General features: G+C 69.1%; 14 protein-coding genes and 1 tRNA gene. 1 reads left to right on the top strand and 14 read right to left on the bottom strand.

Annotation, left to right across the window (positions count from 1 at the left end; all coding sequences use genetic code 11):
• Positions 1 to 2: 2 nt before the first annotated feature.
• From IT347_06070 to IT347_06055, 4 genes are read right to left on the bottom strand one after another with little or no spacing between them, the layout of a single operon-like run.
• The gene (locus IT347_06070; GenBank protein MCC6349141.1) at positions 3 to 1,283 is read right to left on the bottom strand and encodes a PD40 domain-containing protein; all 1,281 of its coding nucleotides are present in this window, start codon (positions 1,281 to 1,283) and stop codon (positions 3 to 5) included.
• On the bottom strand, positions 1,283 to 1,939 hold the full coding sequence (locus IT347_06065) for a TonB C-terminal domain-containing protein (protein MCC6349140.1): 657 nt from the start codon (positions 1,937 to 1,939) through the stop codon (positions 1,283 to 1,285). Before IT347_06065 ends, IT347_06070 begins: the two co-directional genes overlap by 1 nt.
• The gene (locus tag IT347_06060; protein ID MCC6349139.1) at positions 1,936 to 2,340 is read right to left on the bottom strand and encodes a biopolymer transporter ExbD; all 405 of its coding nucleotides are present in this window, start codon (positions 2,338 to 2,340) and stop codon (positions 1,936 to 1,938) included. The genes IT347_06065 and IT347_06060 overlap by 4 nt, the downstream gene beginning before the upstream one ends.
• Entirely contained in the window at positions 2,340 to 3,032 is a 693-nt protein-coding gene (locus tag IT347_06055; protein ID MCC6349138.1) for a MotA/TolQ/ExbB proton channel family protein, read from the bottom strand. Before IT347_06055 ends, IT347_06060 begins: the two co-directional genes overlap by 1 nt.
• 323 nt (positions 3,033 to 3,355) lie before the next feature.
• On the opposite strand from IT347_06055, the gene IT347_06050 reads away from it, so the two are divergent.
• Complete coding sequence (locus tag IT347_06050) at positions 3,356 to 3,859, top strand: TlpA family protein disulfide reductase (protein ID MCC6349137.1); 504 nt, start codon at positions 3,356 to 3,358, stop codon at positions 3,857 to 3,859.
• Positions 3,860 to 4,012: 153 nt separating this feature from the next.
• On the opposite strand, the gene IT347_06045 is transcribed toward IT347_06050, so the two are convergent.
• From IT347_06045 to IT347_06000, 10 genes are all read right to left on the bottom strand, one after another.
• Positions 4,013 to 4,097: transfer RNA gene (locus IT347_06045), tRNA-Leu, on the bottom strand.
• Between the two features lie 26 nt (positions 4,098 to 4,123).
• Complete coding sequence (gene secG / locus IT347_06040) at positions 4,124 to 4,516, bottom strand: preprotein translocase subunit SecG (protein MCC6349136.1); 393 nt, start codon at positions 4,514 to 4,516, stop codon at positions 4,124 to 4,126.
• A 131-nt stretch (positions 4,517 to 4,647) separates the two neighbouring features.
• The gene (locus tag IT347_06035; GenBank protein ID MCC6349135.1) at positions 4,648 to 5,439 is read right to left on the bottom strand and encodes a triose-phosphate isomerase; all 792 of its coding nucleotides are present in this window, start codon (positions 5,437 to 5,439) and stop codon (positions 4,648 to 4,650) included.
• Positions 5,439 to 6,659: a phosphoglycerate kinase gene (locus IT347_06030; protein ID MCC6349134.1), complete on the bottom strand. Its 1,221-nt coding sequence runs from the start codon at positions 6,657 to 6,659 to the stop codon at positions 5,439 to 5,441. The genes IT347_06035 and IT347_06030 overlap by 1 nt, the downstream gene beginning before the upstream one ends.
• A gap of 13 nt (positions 6,660 to 6,672) precedes the next feature.
• The gene (gap, locus tag IT347_06025) at positions 6,673 to 7,674 is read right to left on the bottom strand and encodes a type I glyceraldehyde-3-phosphate dehydrogenase (GenBank protein MCC6349133.1); all 1,002 of its coding nucleotides are present in this window, start codon (positions 7,672 to 7,674) and stop codon (positions 6,673 to 6,675) included.
• A 359-nt stretch (positions 7,675 to 8,033) separates the two neighbouring features.
• Positions 8,034 to 9,530: a GWxTD domain-containing protein gene (locus tag IT347_06020; protein MCC6349132.1), complete on the bottom strand. Its 1,497-nt coding sequence runs from the start codon at positions 9,528 to 9,530 to the stop codon at positions 8,034 to 8,036.
• 21 nt (positions 9,531 to 9,551) lie between these two features.
• Complete coding sequence (locus IT347_06015; GenBank protein ID MCC6349131.1) at positions 9,552 to 10,496, bottom strand: PorV/PorQ family protein; 945 nt, start codon at positions 10,494 to 10,496, stop codon at positions 9,552 to 9,554.
• A 24-nt stretch (positions 10,497 to 10,520) separates the two neighbouring features.
• A complete protein-coding gene (locus tag IT347_06010) occupies positions 10,521 to 13,436 on the bottom strand; it encodes a hypothetical protein (GenBank protein MCC6349130.1) in 2,916 nt (971 codons plus the stop codon).
• Between the two features lie 30 nt (positions 13,437 to 13,466).
• Entirely contained in the window at positions 13,467 to 16,244 is a 2,778-nt protein-coding gene (locus IT347_06005; GenBank protein ID MCC6349129.1) for a TonB-dependent receptor, read from the bottom strand.
• Positions 16,245 to 16,599: 355 nt separating this feature from the next.
• Positions 16,600 to 18,216, bottom strand: coding sequence for a hypothetical protein (locus IT347_06000; GenBank protein ID MCC6349128.1), 1,617 nt, complete (start codon positions 18,214 to 18,216; stop codon positions 16,600 to 16,602).
• Positions 18,217 to 18,243 lie beyond the last annotated feature (27 nt).

Genomic DNA, 18,243 nt, shown 5'->3' with positions numbered 1-18,243 from the left:
CCTCAGGGCCGGACCTCGCCGGTGATGCGAGGGGACCATGCGGGTGAGAATGCCTTGCGGCCTCCAGTGTCGAGCTTCCTCGGCTCCGCCCCGTCGATGTCGCTGACCCACAGGGAACGGCTGCCGTCGCGGTTCGACGTGAAAACGAGGTGCCGGCCGTCAGGCGACCAGCGCGGGTTCTCGTTGCTGCCGCCGGTGACCACCGGCGTCGCGCCGCTGCCGTCCGGTCGGCACATCCAGATATCGAAGCCTGCGCCGGTTCGCGTCACGAACGCGATCCGGTCGCCCTTCGGGGACCAGGCCGGAGAGTCGGTGTAGCTCACGTCATACGTCAAGCGGTGCACGTTGCTGCCGTCGGCATCCATGACATGGACTTGTGGCTGGCCGGAGCGGTCCGAGGTGAAGGCGATCGCGCGCCCGGTGGGCGACCACGCGGGAGACGTGTCGATTCCCCGCGAATCCGTCAGGCGCTGCGGGGAGCCGCCGCGGGCGTCGAGCCGGTAGATTTCGGCGTTGCCGTCGCGGCTCAGCGTGCAGGCGATGCTCTGGCCGTCGGGCGAGTAGGCTCCGCTGGTGTTCAGCCCGGGCCGGCCCGAGACGAGGAACGGCTTGCGCTGCTCCGGCGACAGCACCCAGAGCTGCGGCCCCGTCCCGCCCCGATAGGAAGTGAACAGCAGCAGCGAGGCGTCGGGCGCCCAGGCCGGCGACTGCACGATCGAGCCGTCCGCGGTGAGCGGATGGGCGCCCCAGCCGTCGGCATCCATCACCCAAAGTTCCTTCGCGCGGCCTTCCTGGGCGACGAACGCCATCTTCGTCGAGGCGACGCCGGGTTCGCCGGTGAACTGCATCACGATGTCGTCGGCGAACCGGTGGACGAGTTCGCGCCAGCGCGCGAGCGGACCGCGGTACTCGCGCGTGAGGATCGCCTTGCGGCTGGTCGCGTCCACGACCTCGCCCGCCAGGCGAACGGAGGCGCCGTTGACGGTCCATTTGCCGCCGATGTCGGCCTGGGCGGGAGGCGGCGCGAGCACGCCCGGGTCCCAGGCCTTCGCCACCTGGAACACCGCGGACGCCTGCAGGTCGGAGGCCAGCACCTCGTCCGCCTGAACGCTGCTCGTGCGCGCGTCGCGGTCGCCCGCCGGCGCGAGGGGCAGGCAGCGAATGGGCAGCCGGCTCGAGGCGCCCGAGCGGATGTCGAGGCGCACGTCCTGCGCCAGCGCCGCCGAGGCGAGCGCGAGCAGGGCGACCCACGGCGACAGCATCGCGAACGGAGAGGTTCGCATCAGTCTCCCGAGTATTCGAAACCGAAGTGAATGCCGAGGTCGGCGCCCGCCCAGCCCAGCGGCAGCGGGGGCAGGTGACCGGTCACCAGCACCGCGCGGCGCGCGGACTGATCGAAGTAATCGTTGCCGCTCGGCCGCTCCACGACCGGGGCGGTGATCGAACCGTCGCGCGAGACCCGGAAGTAGACCTCGGCGCGGGTGCCCGGCGGCAGGCCGGGCTGCGGCGTCCAGTTGCGCGCGATCAGCACGCGCACCTGCTGCAGGTAGTAGGCGAACTCGAAGTTGCTGGCGTCCACCGCCACCTGCCCGCGCATTCCGCCGCCGACGTCGGCGTAGGGCAGCGCCACCTTCGGTGCCGGCGCGGGGGTGGCCGGCCGCGCGGGCGCGGGTGGGAGCGCGTCCTCAGGCTTGCGCGGCTCGCGCTTCTTCGGCTTTTCGATGCGCACGCCCGGTTCGTCGGTCGGCGCCCGTTCGCCCGGCCGCGTCGCGGCCGGGGCCGCCGCCGCCGCGGGGGCGGCGGCCAGCGAGGCGTCCACCAGCGACACCTGGACGACGTCGGGGCCGGGCACGAGCACCGTGCCACCCGCGCGCCACAGCAGCACGACGGCGGCGAGCCCGAGGTGCACGGCGGCCGAGCCGGCGACCGCGCTCTTCATCGCGGCGTCCTCGGAGGTTCGGTGACGAGGCCGAGCTGCGAGACGCCGGCGCGACGCATGCGCGCGATGTACTCGACGATGGTTCCGTAGGGCACGGCCTGGTCGGCCTTGAGGAAGACAGGGCGTTCGGCGGCGCGGGCGGCCACGAGGGCGGCCTCGAAGCCGCGCGCGGGCACGACCTTCTCCCCGACCGCCAGCGTCAGGTCCCTGCGGATGCTGACGATCAGGCCCTCGTGCACGTCGAGTCCGCGCGTGGAGACCTTCGGCAGGTCGATCTCGAGCCCGCCGGAGAGGAAGGGCGCGGTCACCATGAAGATGATGAGCAGGACCAGCACCACGTCCACCAGCGGCGTGACGTTGATCTCCGCCATCGGCCGGCGCCGGCCACCCCCGGCGGCCATCACTTGAGCTGCGCTCCGAGTCTGCCGGCGAGGAACTCGGCCGTGAAGGAGGACGCGCGATTGCCCGCCTCGTGCAGCCGGCCGAGGCAATGATTGTAACCGATGACCGACGGAATCGCGGCCGCGAGGCCGGCGATGGTCGCGATCAGCGCCTCGGCGATGCCGGGCGCCACCACCACGAGCGTCGCCGAGCCCTGGGCGCCGATGTTCACGAACGACACCATGACGCCCCACACGGTGCCCATCAGGCCGACGAATGGCGCCACGCTGCCGGTGGTCGCGAGGAAGCCGACGTGGCGTTCGAGCGAGGCCACCTCCTCGTTGGCGGCCCGGTCCATGGCGTGTTGCGCGAGTTCCCAGCGGGCCGCGGGGCCCATGTGCTCGGACGAGTACTGCTCGAGCGCCTTCTGGCCGGCGAGCGCCGTGCGCGCCAGGACGCTGGCCGGATGCTGCTCGGCCACGAGCCGGCAGTCGGCGGCGTCGCCCAGGCGGCGGAACGCGGTGAGGAACGAGGCGTCCTGTCGCCGGGCCGTCGCGTAGAGCCGCAGCCGGTCCCAGAGGATCGCCCACGAATAGACCGACATGACCAGCAGCAGCAGCAACACGCCCTTGGAGAACAGGCTCGCGTGCGCGATCAGCGAGGGGATCGTGGAGCGGACCCCGCCCCCGAGCTGCAGAACGACGAAGGACATTTCCATCGGCTTCACCTTCCTTGTGAAGTCGGTCCGGACCCGAGCGGGCCGGTCGGGGTGGTGTCGGGAGAGCGTCGGCACGCTAGCACAGCGCGCCGCCGGCACCCAGAGCAAAGCGCGGCTCGGGGCGGCGGGCATTCACACCGCGCACACGCGCGACTCGCGCGGACCCGCGAGACACCCGCGAACCCCGCGACGAAGCGCGCGGCGGTCAAGTGCCTGAAAATTTCGCCGCTCCCGGGCGTGCGACACCCTCGCGAGGGTTTAGAGTCGTGTGTCGAACGGCCGAACACATCGTCGTCATCGCAGCGAAAGGACACGCCGTGCGGTCTCCAGCGCTCCCCCACCCGAAATCCATCGGCCTCGCCGTCCTGCTCGCGATCGGCGCTTTCGCGGTGCCCGCGGGCGCCGGCGACAACCACGCTCCCGCCTTCTCGGTCAAGAGCGTGGAGGGGCGTGCGGTGCGTTCCTCCGACTACCGGAACCGGCCCGTCATCGTGGACTTCTGGGCCACATGGTGCGCCCCGTGCCGGGCGAGCATGCCGCACCTGAGCAGCATGCAGCAGCGTTACGCCAAACGCGGACTCGCGGTCATCGGCATGTCGGTGGACGAAACCGGGCCGGCACCGGTGCGGCGCTTCGCGCGGGACCTGGGCGTGCGGTTCACGATCGCGATGGCCAACGACGAAGTTCTCGACGCCTACGGCCCGATTCGCTCGATCCCGACCACGTTCTTCATCAACCGCAAGGGCGAGATCGTTCGTCGCGTCGTCGGCTACATCGACGGCGAGACGATGGAAGGCTACGTGCAGGAAATTCTTCCCTAGCGGCATTCGCACCTCCCGTCCCGACCCGACGCCCGCCCCTCGTACCCCGGCGGGCGTCTCCTCATTCCGGGAATCCGCGCGTCGGAGCGATGACCGCTCCCTCGAAAACGCACCGGGCCCCGCGCGTCGCGCGAGGCCCGGCCGATCTCCTGATGGTGCCCGGGGCGAGATTTGAACTCGCACGGGTTTCCCCATACGCCCCTCAAACGTACGTGTCTACCAATTCCACCACCCGGGCACGGATGTTCTCCCGCGGGCCGCGCGTCAGCGCGAGCCGCCCGCCGGCGACGGCGCAGGCGCCCCGCCCGACGGAGCCGCCCCCGGCACCGGCGTCGCGCCCGGGGACGACGGGACCGCCGCCGGAGCCGACTGGGCCGCCTTGCGGGCCTGCTGCTGGATCAGGCTTCGCTTCGCGCCGCTGCTGACCGTCCCGGTCGTCATCTTGGCCAGCACCAGCGAGGTGACGAAGAACGTCACCCCCAGCCAGACGGTGGCCTTGGTGATGAAGTCCGTGGCCCCGCGGCCGCCGAAGACCGTCTGCGTTGCGCCGCCGAAAGCGCCGCCGGCGAGCCCGCCCCCCTGACCCGACTGGACGAGGACGACCGCGACGAGCGCGAGGCAGACGATGAGGTGAAGCGCGAGTACGACGCCGTACATGCCGACCTCTGGAGAGGGATTCCTGGTTCCGCGCCGCCGTGGCGCGGGAAGCGGGCGGAGAATCTAGCAGCCGTGCCGGAGGTCGTCAAAACCGCCGGCGACGTCCTCCGCGAGCGATCGGCGCCCCGCGGTCAGGCCCGGGACGAGGCGGCGGCCACGATCTTCCAGAAACCCGCCGCCTCCAGCGAGGCCCCTCCCACGAGCGCTCCATCGATCTCCTCCTCGGCGAACAGGGTCGCGGCGTTGCCGGCGTTGACGCTGCCGCCGTAGAGAATCGCGACCGCGTTCCCGGTTTCCGCCCCCACGACGCGGTCGAGCGTCGCGCGGATCACCCGGTGGGCCTCGCTCGCCTGTCCCGGCGTCGCCACCTTGCCGGTGCCGATGGCCCAGACGGGTTCGTAGGCGACGACCGTGGCGCGCGCCGCCTCCGGCGTCAGCCCCACGAAGGCAGCGGAGATCTGTCGGACCAGCACTTCGGCGGTGCGGCCGGACTCCCGCTCGTCCAGCAGCTCGCCCGTGCAGACGATCGGCATCAGCCCGTCGCGCTGCGCCGCGCGCAGCTTTCTCGCCACCTGCTCGTCGGTCTCGCCCATGGCGTGACGTCGTTCGCTGTGCCCGATCACGACGAAGCGGCAGCCCAGCGCCGCAAGCATCGGACAGGAAACCTCACCCGTGAACGCGCCGCGGGCTTCCCAGTGCGCGTTCTGCCCGCCGAGGTGCATGCCGCTGCCCTTGAGGGCCTCGCCCACGGCGGCGAGCGCCGTGAACGGCGGGCAGATCGCGACGGCGCACGCGGCGGAAACCGGATCGGCGGCGCGCAGCGCGATCAGCTCGCGGGCCAGCGCGGCCCCCTCGGCCGGCAGCAGGTTCATCTTCCAGTTGCCGGCGACGAGACGTGGCCGGCGCGGCCATGCGGCGGACATCAGGCCCCCTCGTTCTCGAGCGCGGCGACGCCCGGCAGCACCTTGCCCTCCAGGAACTCGAGCGACGCGCCTCCGCCCGTCGAGAGGTGCGAGAACTTCTCGCCGAGCCCGCTCTCCTGCACGGCAGCGACCGAGTCTCCTCCGCCGACCACGGTCACGGCCCCCTGCTCCTTCAGGCCGGCCATCGCCCGCGCGACGCCGAGCGTGCCCGCCGCGAAGGCCGGCACCTCGAAGATGCCCATCGGGCCGTTCCACACGACCGTTCGCGCGTCGCGCAGCCGTTCGGCGAAGAGCTTCACCGTCTCGGGCCCGATGTCCACGCCCATCTCATCCGCGGCCAGCGCGCTGATGGCCTTCGGCACACCCGGCGCCGTGCCGTCGGGCGCGGTCGAGGCGACGCAGTCCACCGGCAGCACCAGGTCCACTCCCTTCGCCTTCGCCTGCGCGAGCACGGCGCCCGCCGTCTCGAGCCGGTCGTCCTCGACGAGCGAGCGGCCGACGGGGAGCCCCTGCGCCTTGAGGAACGTGAACATCATCGCGCCCCCCACGAGCAGGCGGTCCACGCGTCCGAGCAGCGCGGTGAGCACGTCGATCTTGCCCGAGATCTTGGCGCCGCCGAGCACCGCCACGAACGGGCGCGCCGGGCGCTCGAGCGCCCTGCCGAGATACTCGAGCTCCTGCTGCATGAGGAACCCGGCGACGGCGGGCTTCAGGAACCGGGTCACGCCCTCGGTGGACGCGTGCGCCCGGTGCGCCGTGCCGAAAGCGTCGTTCACGTAGCTGTCGCCGAGCCGCGCGAGCTGCCCTGCGAAGGCCGGATCGTTCCTTTCCTCCTCGGGGTGAAAGCGCAGGTTCTCGAGCAGCAGCACACCGCCGTCCTGCAGCGCCCGCGACGCCTGTTCGGCGGCCGGTCCGACGCAGTCGTCGGCCCACGCCACCGGCTGGCGAAGCAACCGCTCGAGACGCGTCCTCACCGGCTTCAGGGAGTACTTCGGATCCGGTCCGCCCTTCGGGCGGCCGAGGTGCGAGATCAGCACGACCCGCGCGCCCTTCTGCAGCAGGTAGCGGATCGTCGGCAGCGCCGCGACGATGCGGGTGTCATCGGTCACCTCGTCGCCCCTCGTCGGGACGTTGAAGTCCACCCGAACGAGCACGCGCCTGCCGGCGCAGTCGAGATGCCGGACGGACTTCTTGGCGAACGCCGTGTTCGTGACGGCCATGGGCCTCACCTCCTCACGCCATCTTGAGCAGCGCGTCCACCACCCGGTTCGAGAAGCCCCACTCGTTGTCGTACCAGGACATCACCTTCACGAGATCGCCGTTCATGACGTTCGTGGACAGCGAATCGAAGACGCTGCTGGCGGCGTTGCCGATGACGTCGTTCGAGACGATCGGGTCCTCGCAGTACTCGAGGTAGCCCTTGAGGGCGCCCTGCGAGGCCGCCTTCATCGCGGCGTTGACCTCTTCCTTGGTCGTGGTCTTCTTCACCTTGACGACCAGGTCCACGAGCGAGCCGTCCTGCACGGGCACGCGCACGGCAAGGCCGTCCAGGCGGCCCTTGAGCTCGGGCAGCACCTCGCCGATCGCCTTGGCCGCCCCGGTCGAGGTGGGAATCATGTTCATCCCCGCGGCGCGCGCGCGGCGCAGGTCCTTGTGCGGCAGATCGAGGATGTTCTGGTCGTTCGTGTACGCGTGGATGGTGGTCATGAAGCCGTGCTCGATGCCGAAGGTGTCGTTGAGCACCTTGGCCACCGGCGCGAGGCAGTTCGTCGTGCACGAGCCGATGCTGAAGATCCGGTGCTTCGAGCGGTCGTACAGGCTGTCGTTGACGCCCATCACGAAGGTCAGCTCCGCCCCCTTGCTGGGCGCCGAAACGAGCACGGACTTCGCGCCCGCCGCCAGATGCACCGCCGCCTTCTCGCGGTCCGTGAACCTGCCGGTCGCCTCGAGCACGATGTCCACGCCGAGCGCGCCCCATGGCAGCTTCGAGGGGTCCTTCTCGGCGGTCACCGGAACGGCGGCCGAACCGAGGTGGAGCCGGCCGTCGGCCGACTGGCTCGGGATGCCGTGCCAGACCCGATGCACGGTGTCGAACTTGAGCAGGTGCTGGAGCGTGTTCGCGTCGGTGAGGTCGTTGACGTGCACGAATTCGATCGGTGACTTGCGGGCGACGGCGGCCCGGACCACGAGGCGTCCGATTCGACCGAAACCGTTGATGGCGACTTTGAGGGCCATGGAGCTCTCCTTGGGAGTGCGAGCGGCGGCCTGCCCGCTGCAGGGGACCTTGCCGGATGCGATTGCTGCGGTGCCGGGGAGCCGCGCGGCGGCGCGAGCCCGCTCCCGCCGGGCCGCGACGAAGGCGCCGGATCGAGCCGGTCGCACCCCGGGGAGACGGCGGGTCGCGCCGGGCCATGCGGCCCTTACGACGCCAGGGTCGGCAACGTGCTCGCGACCGCTGGCGGGCCGCGTTCACGGCGCCGGGATGAACGCGAGCGGACTATGCCCAAGCTCCGGCTCGAGGGTCAAGGGACGCCCCGGTTGCGCGGCGATCCAGGGACACGGCGGGTCGCCGGTCCCTCTCGCGGCCGCGAGGGCTACTCCGTCGAGTAGCGCAGCCGGTAGATTCCCGTGCCCTGCTCGTCCACGAACAGGAACAGCAGGCGCCGCCGGGAGCGTCCCCGTGCTTCCTCGCGCGGGTCGGCGTCCGGCGGGAGCGGAATGTCCCCTTCGTAGATCCAGACCTCGAACGGCCGCATGTCGCCGCCGAGTCCTTTCTGCTGCACGTCGGTGGGCTGGCGATCCTCGGTGTCGAGGATCTGCTGCAGCTGGCGCTCGAGCGTGGACTCGCCGGCGGGTATGACCTGCCGGAGGATCTCGGACGGTTCGCCGTAACGGATGTAGACGCGGCCCATGTCGCTGAACATTCCGCGCTCGAGGCCGGTCCGCGTGAAGTTGGCGTTCGCGTATCGGATTCGTGCGCGGAACGTCTCGAGCGCCTCGTTGAGCGCCGTCTCGGGGGTCGGATCGCGCCTTCGCCAGAACTCTTCGAGATAGGCTTCCTGTTCACCGGGATGCATGCGCACGAACTCCTCCTCGGCGCCCGACTCGAGCAGGAAATGCACCTCGTCGTTGGCCTCCGCGGCGCTGCGCAGCCAGGTGTCCGGCTGCCAGCCGATGCTGAACCGTTCGCGTCGCATCAGGGCCTTCGCATCGCCCTCCTGCCATGCCTTGAACTCGAGCTCGTAGCCCCCGGCGGGTTCGCCCGAGAGGTCGAACGACGCCTCGGCGTCGAGAAACCGTCCGGCGGTCGCGGTGCTCTCCCGCTGGGCGACGCCCCCGCCACGGGCGTCGTAGACGCGGGCCACCCAGTGCCAGGGACGCAGGTCGCCCGCACGTCCCCGCACCTCGAAGCCGGCGAGGAGTTCCTCGGCGAACAGGCCGTAGAGCCGGTCGGGATTCGGCACGCGTGTACGCCCCCCCCGCTCGAAGATCGCGCCCTGGGCCTCGCCCACGCGCGGCCAGAAGAATTCGATCTGCGAGGCGTCGCGGCCCTCCTGCGGCCGTGGCACCTCGAATTCCCCCGAGAGCTCGCCCTGCTCGTGCGGTTTTCCGGGGAGCAGCGCCGGTCGGTGCGAGTGAAGGTCCGTCAGCTTCGCGGTCACCCGGCACGGGCCGCTCGCGGCGGGAAAGCGCAGGACGAGCACGCGACCGATCCCACCCGCGCTGTCTCCCGGGAAGATGCGGAACTCGCGGGAGTCCTGCTGGACCCTGGCGCCGTATCTGCCCCGCACCCGGACTTCCGCGAGCAGCCTCGCCTCCCCCGAATCGTCGCGCGAGAGCTGCGCCAGCGTCGCCGGAGGCACGCGCAGGAGGATGTCGAGCGAAAGCCCGGAGCTGTCGGGTCGGACGCAGGTGTCGAGCGTGAAGCCGACCCGGCCGCCGATCCTCCACGGCGGGGGCCCTTCCATCCGTTCGGCGGCTCCCGCCGGCTCGCGCAGGGCGCACGCGAGCAGCAGCACGGCCGCAAACGCCGACCGGCGCGCTCCCGCAAGGAAGCGCGCCGGCCAGCGAGCGGATCGGGAGGGCGCCATGTTCACCGCGTGGTGGCGCCTCTAGAACTGGAACTTCAGCGAAAAGCGGTGCGCCGCGCCGAGGTCCTGCATGTCGGTGTAAGCATAGTCCACGTCGGCGACGCCGGCGACCGACACCGGGAAGTGGAATCCCACTCCGCCCGCGAGCGCCTCGGTGTCGTGGTTGATGTTGTAGCCGCCACGCACGAACAGGTAGCGGCGGAACGAATACTCCGCGCCGACGTTCATGCGCTCCGAGTTGTCCGGCGGGTGCGAGAACTCGAAGGAGCCGATCAGCTTCTGATCCGACGACGACATCAGTGTCGCCGAGGTGCCGACCCGGAAGATGCCCGGGATGCGCGCTTCACGATCGATGAACTTGATCTGCGAGCCGATGTTCTGGATCGCCATGCCGATCTTCATTCCCGCGGTGCCGACGTCGTAGAGCGTGCCGATGTCGAAGGACGTGGTCTGCTGGCTCAGGTCGGCGAGGCCTTCGTGGATGAAGTTCGCCGTCACGCCGGCGCTGAACTTGTCCGTGAACGACCGCGCGTAGGTGAAGCCGAAGGCCATCATGCCCGCGTCGAACGTGCGGCCCGTTCCGTACGGCTGGTACGCGGTGGTTTCTTCCATCGGCTGCATGGTCAGCGCTCGCGCGTGCAGGCCGAACGCGCCGGGGATCTTCTTCATGTGGAAGACGTACCCGACCTGGTCGAAGTTCATCTCGGCCGGCCAGTTCGCGTGGTTCAGCGACAGCTCCGAACGGTCCGCGTCAATGCGCGCGATGCCGGCGCAGTTGTAATACAGCGCGGTGGCATCGTCGGCCACGGCGACGAAGGCGCCGCCCATCGCCGCGCCGCGCGCGCCGACGCCGATCTTGAGGAACTGCCCGTCGAAGGTGCCCACCTTTTCGAAGATGTTGGCGGACAGCGCCAGTCCGGGCACCAACAAACCCGCCAGGCCCGCTGCCGCGATCAGTCTCTTCACGATTCTTCCTCCTTGCACTCGCCGCTAGCGGATGATGACGAACTTGCTGCGGTAGATGACGGAACCGCCCACTTCGACGGTGTACAGGTAGATTCCGCTCACCACGTCCTGGCCGTTCCTCGAGATGAGGTTCCAGCGGGCCTGGCCGTCGTCGGGCGTGTCCTGCTGCCGGTTGTACCCCGGGTGCTTCACGCCCTGGTCGTCGGTGGCCTCGCCGCGGACGGATTCGTTGACGGCGTCCTTGGCGCTCAACTCGGTCACGAGGTCGCCGGACACGGTGAAGATCTTGATGCGCCACTCCTCCCGGGGCAGGCCGTAGAAGTCGATGTGCGTGCCGGTGGGATCGGTGGCGTTCGGGGTCAGGTCCCAGGACGACGGGCGGTCCTTGATCAGCCGCGCGCCCCGGTACGGATTCGGCACCACCCAGACCTTCTTGCCGTTGTTCACGACGTCGGACCGGACCTGCGGCGTCACGCCTTCGGCTTCGACCGCGGCGCGACGACTGCCCAATTCGGTGATTCCGTCTCCGGAGCCGGTCGAGTCGAAGGCGGTCACGGAGTAGAAGTACAGGAAGCCGTTCTTCACTTCCCGGTCCACGTACCGATACCGGCCCACCGGGTACTTGATCCGCTCCGTGGTCGGACCGGTGGACTGCCCGTTCAGCCAGCCCGACGCGGTCTGGCACTCCGGCCAGCCCCTGCACAGCACCGTCGGGTCGGGATGGATCACGCTGCCGTTCTGACGGTTGAAAAGGTCGCCGTACTGAAGGCAGATGCGCTCGTAGGCGTTCTTCTGCGGCACGAAGACGAGGGGGCACAGCGTGTCGGCCGCGGTGCACACGCCGGCGGTGACGCTCTCGGGCGGGCACTGGCCGACCGATCGGTTCGACGGCGCATAGTCGAAGAGCCGGTACTCGGCGAGCAGCGTCCAGTCGTCCTCGGCCGGGCCGGCCGAGCCGACGGGTCGGAGCCAGTTCGAAACCTTCCAGACCCGGTAGCCGCGGAAATCGAACTGCGCCGACTTGGGGTCCACCGACGTCTCGGAGAGGTTGTCCCAGGCGACCGTCACCTGGCCGTCACCCGCAGGCGGGAAGCGGCGGTCCGGGTTGTCGGAGTAGTTGTAGCCGACGGACAGGTTCGTCGCCGGGCTCGGCGGCGGCGCCTCGGCCAGCCACGTCCGGTGGAAGAGGCCGATGCCCTTGGCGAAGTCGTACGCGCCGGTGCAGTAGTCGCAGTCCATGTCGAAGCACTCGTACTTGCGGTCTCCGACCAGCCGCTGGGCGATGTCGTGGCAGTCCTGAAGCGAGATGAGCTGCCCGGGGGGCGCCTTGACGCAGTACTCGCGGCCGTGGAAGTCGGGCACCGGAATCCACGGCGTCTGGTCGTACTTGCCCTCGAACGCGACCTGCGCGGCGTAGGCGTTCGCGAGTCCGGAGTAGGAGTCGAGCAGGGCCGGGGTGTCCTCGGCGCTCACCACCTTCGTCGTCGGATCGGCGGCGAGCGCGTAGGCGGCCAGGTAGCGCTGCAGGGAGCCGTCCTGCCACCGCGCCGGGGCGACGCCGATTCCCATGACGACGCTGATCATTCCGTTGTTCGGCCAGTGCCGCCACGGACCGATCGAGGAGTAGTCCGTGTAGTCGCCCTTCTGGTCGCCCGTCGGCAGGTTGATGAACCCGGTCTCCGGATCGATGTTCTCGCTGCCCGACATGAACTCGAAGCGCTGCTGGTCGATCGTCGGGTTGCCGCCCTGCTGGTACGGCGTGCCGCCCGTCCAGGATCGGAACGCACGGAAGCCGACCTTGGTGGGCCCGCTGATGCCGAGCGGATCGATGCTGTGGCTGATCAGGAAGATGCTGGGCGCGCCGGGCGTCTTGTTCTCGTCGCCGTCGTCGTCGGCCAGCGAGAAGCCCTGGATCCGGACCTTGAACTGCGGGCACAGCGGCTGGCCGTCAAAGTCGTCGCCCAGCGGCGCGTGCGAACTCGGTCCCTGGTAGCGGCCGTCGTCGAGCTTCGTCTTCACCCAGAAGTCGCCCTGCGGGTAGAACGGAATGTTGAAGTCGTCGGAGAAGTAGTCGGCCTTCTCGAGCGGACCGCAATCCATGTCGGAACGGAAGCCGACATAGACCGAGTCGAGTTCGTGGCCCGAGCGGTTGTAGATGTCCCACTGGACGATGTTGAAGTCGGTGTATCCGGGAATCGAGTAGGCCCACGCGGACTGGCGCGCTTCGAGCCCGAGCGGCACGTGGCGCTCGCTGGCGGCCGCCTGGATCGCCTGCTGCGTATCGTCGCGGATCACGCACGACCACATCATCTGACCGACCGCGCCGAAGTCCTCGTCAATGCGACCGTCGCCGTCGTTGTCGCGGCCGTCGAGGAAATCCTCGTCGATTCGCGGGTCCCCGGTCAGCGGGTCGATGTCCGTGTCGTCGTTGATGAACCGGCCGCCGTTGATGATGCCGTCGTACGAGCGGTACATCCGGTCCTCGGGATCGAGCGTCGCGGGCCGCCACTCGGTGTTCAGGCTCACGCGCCGCACCGCGGTCGGGTCGGAGGCGAGCGGATTCACGGCGGCCACCGCGAGCCCGAGGTAGTTCATGTACTCGATTCCCGACGGCCCCGGCCACTGGCAGGAGGGGTCGCTCGAGACGTTGGTGAACGGATTGCCCACCAGCCCGTAGTTCGTGACCTTCATGAACACGTTTCCGACCGTCAGCACGGCCCCGGGCCCGAAAATGTCGGGAATCGCCGCCGGACGCGCGCCCGGCTTGCCGCCCGGCGTGGCGTTCTGGTACGGACCGACCTGGTATTCCTTTTCGAGCTCGAGGAGATCCTGATACTCCGGATCGCCTTCGCGCATCCGGGCCAGCGCGGGCGTCGCCGCGGTCACGAGGGCGGCCAGCACGAGCGCCGCGCCCGCGATCCGGTGGGTGGTTCGGTTCATGTGTCTCTCGCTCCTTCGCGAAACCCGGTACTAGAAGGTGACGCTGATGCCCATGCGCACGGCGCGGCCTTCCTCGAAGACCCGCGGATCGCGGACCGGCACCCAGTCGAGAACGTTGTCGCCGTTGATGTCCTGCAGGTAGGCGCCGCCCGCACGACCCGTCTCGGTGTAGTAGATGGTGTAGTCGTCACCGGCCGCGTTGACGTAAGGGTTCGGGAACGCCCCCTGGCTGAGTCCGCTGATGTTCTTGGCGCTCAGGACGTTTCTCGCGTCCACGAACAACGTCACGTTCTGGCCCCAGACCCGGTAGAACTTGTCGCCGTCGATCGTCAGCCGCGACTCGGAAGGCAGGCGGCGCGAGTTGTTCAGCACCGGGTCGGGACGGCGATCGTTGCGGAACGCCGGCGTGAACGGGAAGCCGGAGCCGTACGACCACAGGAGCCGGAAGCCCCACTTGCCGGGATCGCGCACGGTGGCGTTGATGTTCACCGTGTTGCGCTGGTCCCAGTCGAGCGCCTGCTCGGAAATGGGCAGGTACAGCCGGCCGCCGTTGAAGAACTGCAGCGCCGAGTTCGGGTCCGACGCGACACCGGTGGCGATCGAGTAGGTGTAGCTGATGTCGGCCGAGAACTTGTGGCTGAAGGCCTTGGACAGGCTGGCCTCGAAGCCGCGCGCCGACGCGTAGTCGCCGTTGAAATACACGTTCACCAGGTTGCCGAACTCGTCGCGCTCCTGGCGCACGGTGATCAGGCCGTAGATGTCCTTGAAGAACACCGAGAACGTCCCCGAGATGTCCTTCGAGAACAGGTGCTGCACGCCGGCCTGGTAGGCGATGTTGGTTTCCGGCTCGAGGTCGGGATTGCCGCGGACGTTCACGGTCGAGTTGATGCCGCGGTTCTCGAAGATGTACGTGCGGGTCGGCGTCTGGTAGGTCCAGCCGTAGTGGAAGCTCAGCACATCCCGGTCCGAAACCGGGTAGGCGATGCCGAGGCGCGGGCTGAACTGCTGCTTGAAGCGCCGGCCGCTGCGCAGGTAGATGCTCTCGATCTGGTCGCCGGGCGAGAACAGGTCGAAGCGCACGCCGGCGTTGAGGACGAGGCCCTCGAACTCCCACCGGTCCTGCAGGTACGCGGCTCCTTCGGGGTTGTAGTTCACGAAGTCCGAGCGCGTGCCGCCCGGCAGGCCGTTGGATTCGGAGTTGGGCGAAAACAGCGAGAGGTTCTGGACCCGGTTGTACTTCGCCTCGATGCCGGTCTTCCACGTGTGCTGCTTCCAGCGGCGCGTGGAGAAGTCGGTCTTGAGGTTGTAGACGTTGGTCTGGCGCTTCAGGTACCGCGGGTAGTCGCCGTGCGTCGCGAAGTACGGGTTGTTCTCCGTTCCGAACACCGTGTTGCCGCTCCAGTAGAACGGGCTCTGGATGTCGTACTCCCAGGGCGCCTTGCGACCGACGGACGACAGGGTGTTGAACGTCAGGCTCGAAAGGCGGCTGGTCCACACGCTCTTGTCCGACACCTGGTTCGTCCACACCGCCGTGAGCTGCTGGAAACGGTCGTCCGTCGTCGGAATGTGGTCCGGCATGTTCACGTACTGGTAGGTCGAGTCGGTGCGGGTCGCCGACCATCCCCCGTAGCGCGGGGTCAGCCTGTCCGGCTGCCCGATCGCGCGCGTCGTGTCGTAGAGCACCTGCACGTAGCCGCGGCGGCTCCACATGTGGTTGTACGGCGTGCTGATCGTGCGGTTGTTGATCGTCTCGAAGGTGACCTTGTTCCGGGGATTCGCGCGGTAGGCGAGCTTGAAGTTCGTGTTGACCTGGTTGCTCTGCCGGTTGCCCACCTGGATGAAGTCGAGCAGCGTGCGCGTGGGCTTCGTCAGCGACGAGCGCAGGTACGTGTCCTGGAACGTGCCTTCGTAGGTCGCGAAGTAGGTGAGGTTCTTGATCGGCGTGGGCCCGCCGAAGCCGAAGGTGAACCGGTCGAAGTTGTCGAAGGTCTTGGTCGGGTCGCCGTAGCGGTCGGTGTCCCAGCGGACTTCCCCGCCGAACCGCTCGCCACCCTCCTTCGTGCTGACGCTGACGACGCCCGAGAGGGCGTTGCCGTACTCGGCGTCGAAACCGCCCGAGAGCACGTCGGTGCCGGCGACGGCCAGGCTCGCGATGCCGGCGTTGCCGCCGAACGCGGGATCGGTGGCCTCGACGCCGTCGAACTGGAACTTCACCTCGCCGCCCCGGCCGCCCCGGAAGTGCAGTTCCCCGCCCTGCGCGACGATGCCGGCCTTGGTCGCGATCGCCTGGCTCAGGTTGTCCACCGGGATCTCGCGCAGTTTCTCGGCCGAGATGCTGGCCTTCGTGCTGGACGACTTAGTGTCGATGCGCTTCTCGGCGCGAACCTCGATCTCGTCGATCTGCTTCACGACCTTCTGGGCGCCGACCGTGAAATGGACCGTCGAGGTCGCGCCGGCGTTGACCTGCACCTGCTGGATGACGGGGTCGTAGCCGGTCGCCATCATCTTGACCTGGTAGCTGCCGACCGCGACGCCGGGAATCGAGAAGTTGCCGTTCTCGTCGGTCATGGTCCCCAGCCGCGTGCCGAGGATGATCACGTTGGCGTAGGCGACGGGCTGACCCTTCTCGGTCACCTGCCCCGCGACCTTTCCGACCGCGGCGGCCGGCGCGCCGGCCGGAGCGGGAGTCGCCGGTCGGGCCGGAGTGCCGGTCGCGGGCTTCTGCTGGGCATGCGCGGGGAGCGCAAGCGCCAGCACGAACGCCGTGACCCACGAGGTCACGAGGATACGCCCGGCGTTAGTCAGCATGGGACTCGACCCTCATCGTGAAGACCACTTGACGGTTGTTGGAAAAATCCGCCACAAGGTGCCAACTCCGAAAGAATGTGTCAACGCATTTCCCGGGTTCAACTCGTTCGCGAGCCGCGGGTTCCACACGCGGAGCGGGAACCACGTTCGAGGCCGGCGGAGCCATTGAGTGACGTCGGCGCGGTAAGTAGGGTCGCGGCGGTCCATCTCCTGCCTGCGATCGGGGCACCCTGGGGACACGAACGTTTACCGTTCGCGGCGGTGCCCACCGCCCGGTCGCCACGTACTATCGAGAAGCCCCGGCCAAACGTCAACGAGTTTTTTCGTCGGGTCTGCCGGCGCCCGTTCCGCCGGATCAGAAGTCCCAGCGCACCTGACTCGAGACCCGCTGCCGCGTGCCGTGCGCCAGGGTCGGGTCGCCGAAATCGCTCTGGTGCCAGGCGAAGGTCCACGCGCCTTCGAAGCTCCACGAGGTGCCGCTCGGGTGCACGCCCAGCCCCATGCTCGCGGAGTTTCCCTTGAACTCGTTCTGGCGCACGAAGTCGTCCCGGTCCCACCAGCGGTAGCCGTAGCCCAACCGGCCCGTCAGCATGCTCGTGCACGCGTACTCCAGCCCCGCCCGAACGTCCCAGGCGAGCGACCTGGGCCCGAGTCCGGAAATCCATTCGTCGTACAGGTCCCTGGACCAGTGGAACTCGGCGCCCAGGAGGGTCTTCCTTCCCCGCAGCGAGGCGCCGACGCCATATCCCCAGGCGTACTCGCGGATTTCGTTGGCGACGACGCTGTCGGGCATCGCCAGCGAGTCGGCGTTCTGCCGGTAGTAGACCTGGTTGAGGAACCGGTTGAAGGAAGTCGGATCGCTGTTGTCCGGCGGGGTGATCCCGACCTTGCTCGCGCGAGTCCAGAAGCCGCCGCCCAGTTCGAGATTGCCCGCGGTGACGCGCACGCGGCTCCTGAGCGCGGATCCCTCCTCCTCGCGCTCGAGCAGCTTGCCGCGGCCGACGAGCGGGTCGGCGCCGACGCCAGCGGAGATCGTGAAATACCAGCTCTCCTCGGAGTTCGCCCGCCAGGCGCGTCCGTCCACGCCGTATTCGATCGCCTCGCCGAGCCGGCCGATGATCGAGGCCTGGCCGATCGTGTAGGGACGCTTCTCGCGCCGCTCGGCCGAGTAGCGGTCGGAGTTGTTCGAGCCTTTGATCCGCTGATCCACGGCGTCCATCCCCAGGGCCAGCACGGTGCCGGTCCCGAGCGCGTACGAGAGCCCTGCTCCGATTCCCGACGTGTTCACGCGGTACTCGTCGGGGACGAAGAAGACCGGCGTGGGCACGGTCGTGCCATCCAGGGACAGGAACTGGCCGTTCGGGTTCGTCGTGATCGTGCGGTACTGGTCGAGCTGATGCTCGCCGCCGAAGCGAAGACGCAGCGCGTAGCGCAGCCTGCCCCCGCCGAAGTAGGGAAACGCGCCGTTGAAGATCGGCATGATCTCCGGCAGGCCCACGGCCCGCCGCTGTTCGAGTCCGTCGGAATACGGCGCGTCCCTGCGAAGCGAGTTCAGCACGCCCACCGCGCCGTAGGCCGAGGCTTTGTGGTCCCTGTAGAAGGACTCGAACTGCAGGCTGGTCGTGCGGCCGGCGAGATGCTGGCGCTCACCGAAACCCGTGGGCATGCCGTGCACGTCCGAAGCGGAGCCGGCCGACGGCCGGATCTCCATGCTTCCGGTCGAGTCCTGGCCGAAGGCGCCGAGCGGGCTGTTCGCGAAGTCCCAGAGCGTGATCCGGTTGTCGCGATCGGGAATCACCAGCGAAAGTCCGCCCATGCCCTGCAGGCGCGGGCTGCGGGCCACGTCCGTCACGAGGTCGAGCGAGCGAAGCGCCGGATCGTAGAACTGGGCCCTCGCGGCTCCGGCCACGAGGGCGGCGGCAGCGAGGCCGAGGGCAAGCGCTTTCGTCAGAACCCTGCGTGACGGGCTCATGGCACTCCTTTCAACCGATGGACGCGA

The sequence above is a fragment of the Candidatus Eisenbacteria bacterium genome (genome assembly GCA_020847735.1).
Taxonomy (GTDB): domain Bacteria; phylum Eisenbacteria; class RBG-16-71-46; order RBG-16-71-46; family RBG-16-71-46; genus CAIXRL01.
Note: the sequence above shows the minus strand (reverse complement) of the source record. Positions and strands in the feature narration are given on the sequence as shown.

What these genes read in the sequence shown, in the direction of transcription:
- IT347_06020 (MCC6349132.1), bottom strand. Translation starts at nt 9,530, where the DNA reads ATGGCGCCCTCCCGATCCGCTCGCTGGCCGGCGCGCTTCCTTGCGGGA.
- IT347_06010 (MCC6349130.1), bottom strand. Translation starts at nt 13,436, where the DNA reads ATGAACCGAACCACCCACCGGATCGCGGGCGCGGCGCTCGTGCTGGCC.
- IT347_06030 (MCC6349134.1), bottom strand. Translation starts at nt 6,659, where the DNA reads ATGGCCGTCACGAACACGGCGTTCGCCAAGAAGTCCGTCCGGCATCTC.
- secG (MCC6349136.1), bottom strand. Translation starts at nt 4,516, where the DNA reads ATGTACGGCGTCGTACTCGCGCTTCACCTCATCGTCTGCCTCGCGCTC.
- IT347_06035 (MCC6349135.1), bottom strand. Translation starts at nt 5,439, where the DNA reads ATGTCCGCCGCATGGCCGCGCCGGCCACGTCTCGTCGCCGGCAACTGG.
- gap (MCC6349133.1), bottom strand. Translation starts at nt 7,674, where the DNA reads ATGGCCCTCAAAGTCGCCATCAACGGTTTCGGTCGAATCGGACGCCTC.
- IT347_06060 (MCC6349139.1), bottom strand. Translation starts at nt 2,340, where the DNA reads ATGGCCGCCGGGGGTGGCCGGCGCCGGCCGATGGCGGAGATCAACGTC.
- IT347_06070 (MCC6349141.1), bottom strand. Translation starts at nt 1,283, where the DNA reads ATGCGAACCTCTCCGTTCGCGATGCTGTCGCCGTGGGTCGCCCTGCTC.
- IT347_06065 (MCC6349140.1), bottom strand. Translation starts at nt 1,939, where the DNA reads ATGAAGAGCGCGGTCGCCGGCTCGGCCGCCGTGCACCTCGGGCTCGCC.
- IT347_06055 (MCC6349138.1), bottom strand. Translation starts at nt 3,032, where the DNA reads ATGTCCTTCGTCGTTCTGCAGCTCGGGGGCGGGGTCCGCTCCACGATC.
- IT347_06000 (MCC6349128.1), bottom strand. Translation starts at nt 18,216, where the DNA reads ATGAGCCCGTCACGCAGGGTTCTGACGAAAGCGCTTGCCCTCGGCCTC.
- IT347_06005 (MCC6349129.1), bottom strand. Translation starts at nt 16,244, where the DNA reads ATGCTGACTAACGCCGGGCGTATCCTCGTGACCTCGTGGGTCACGGCG.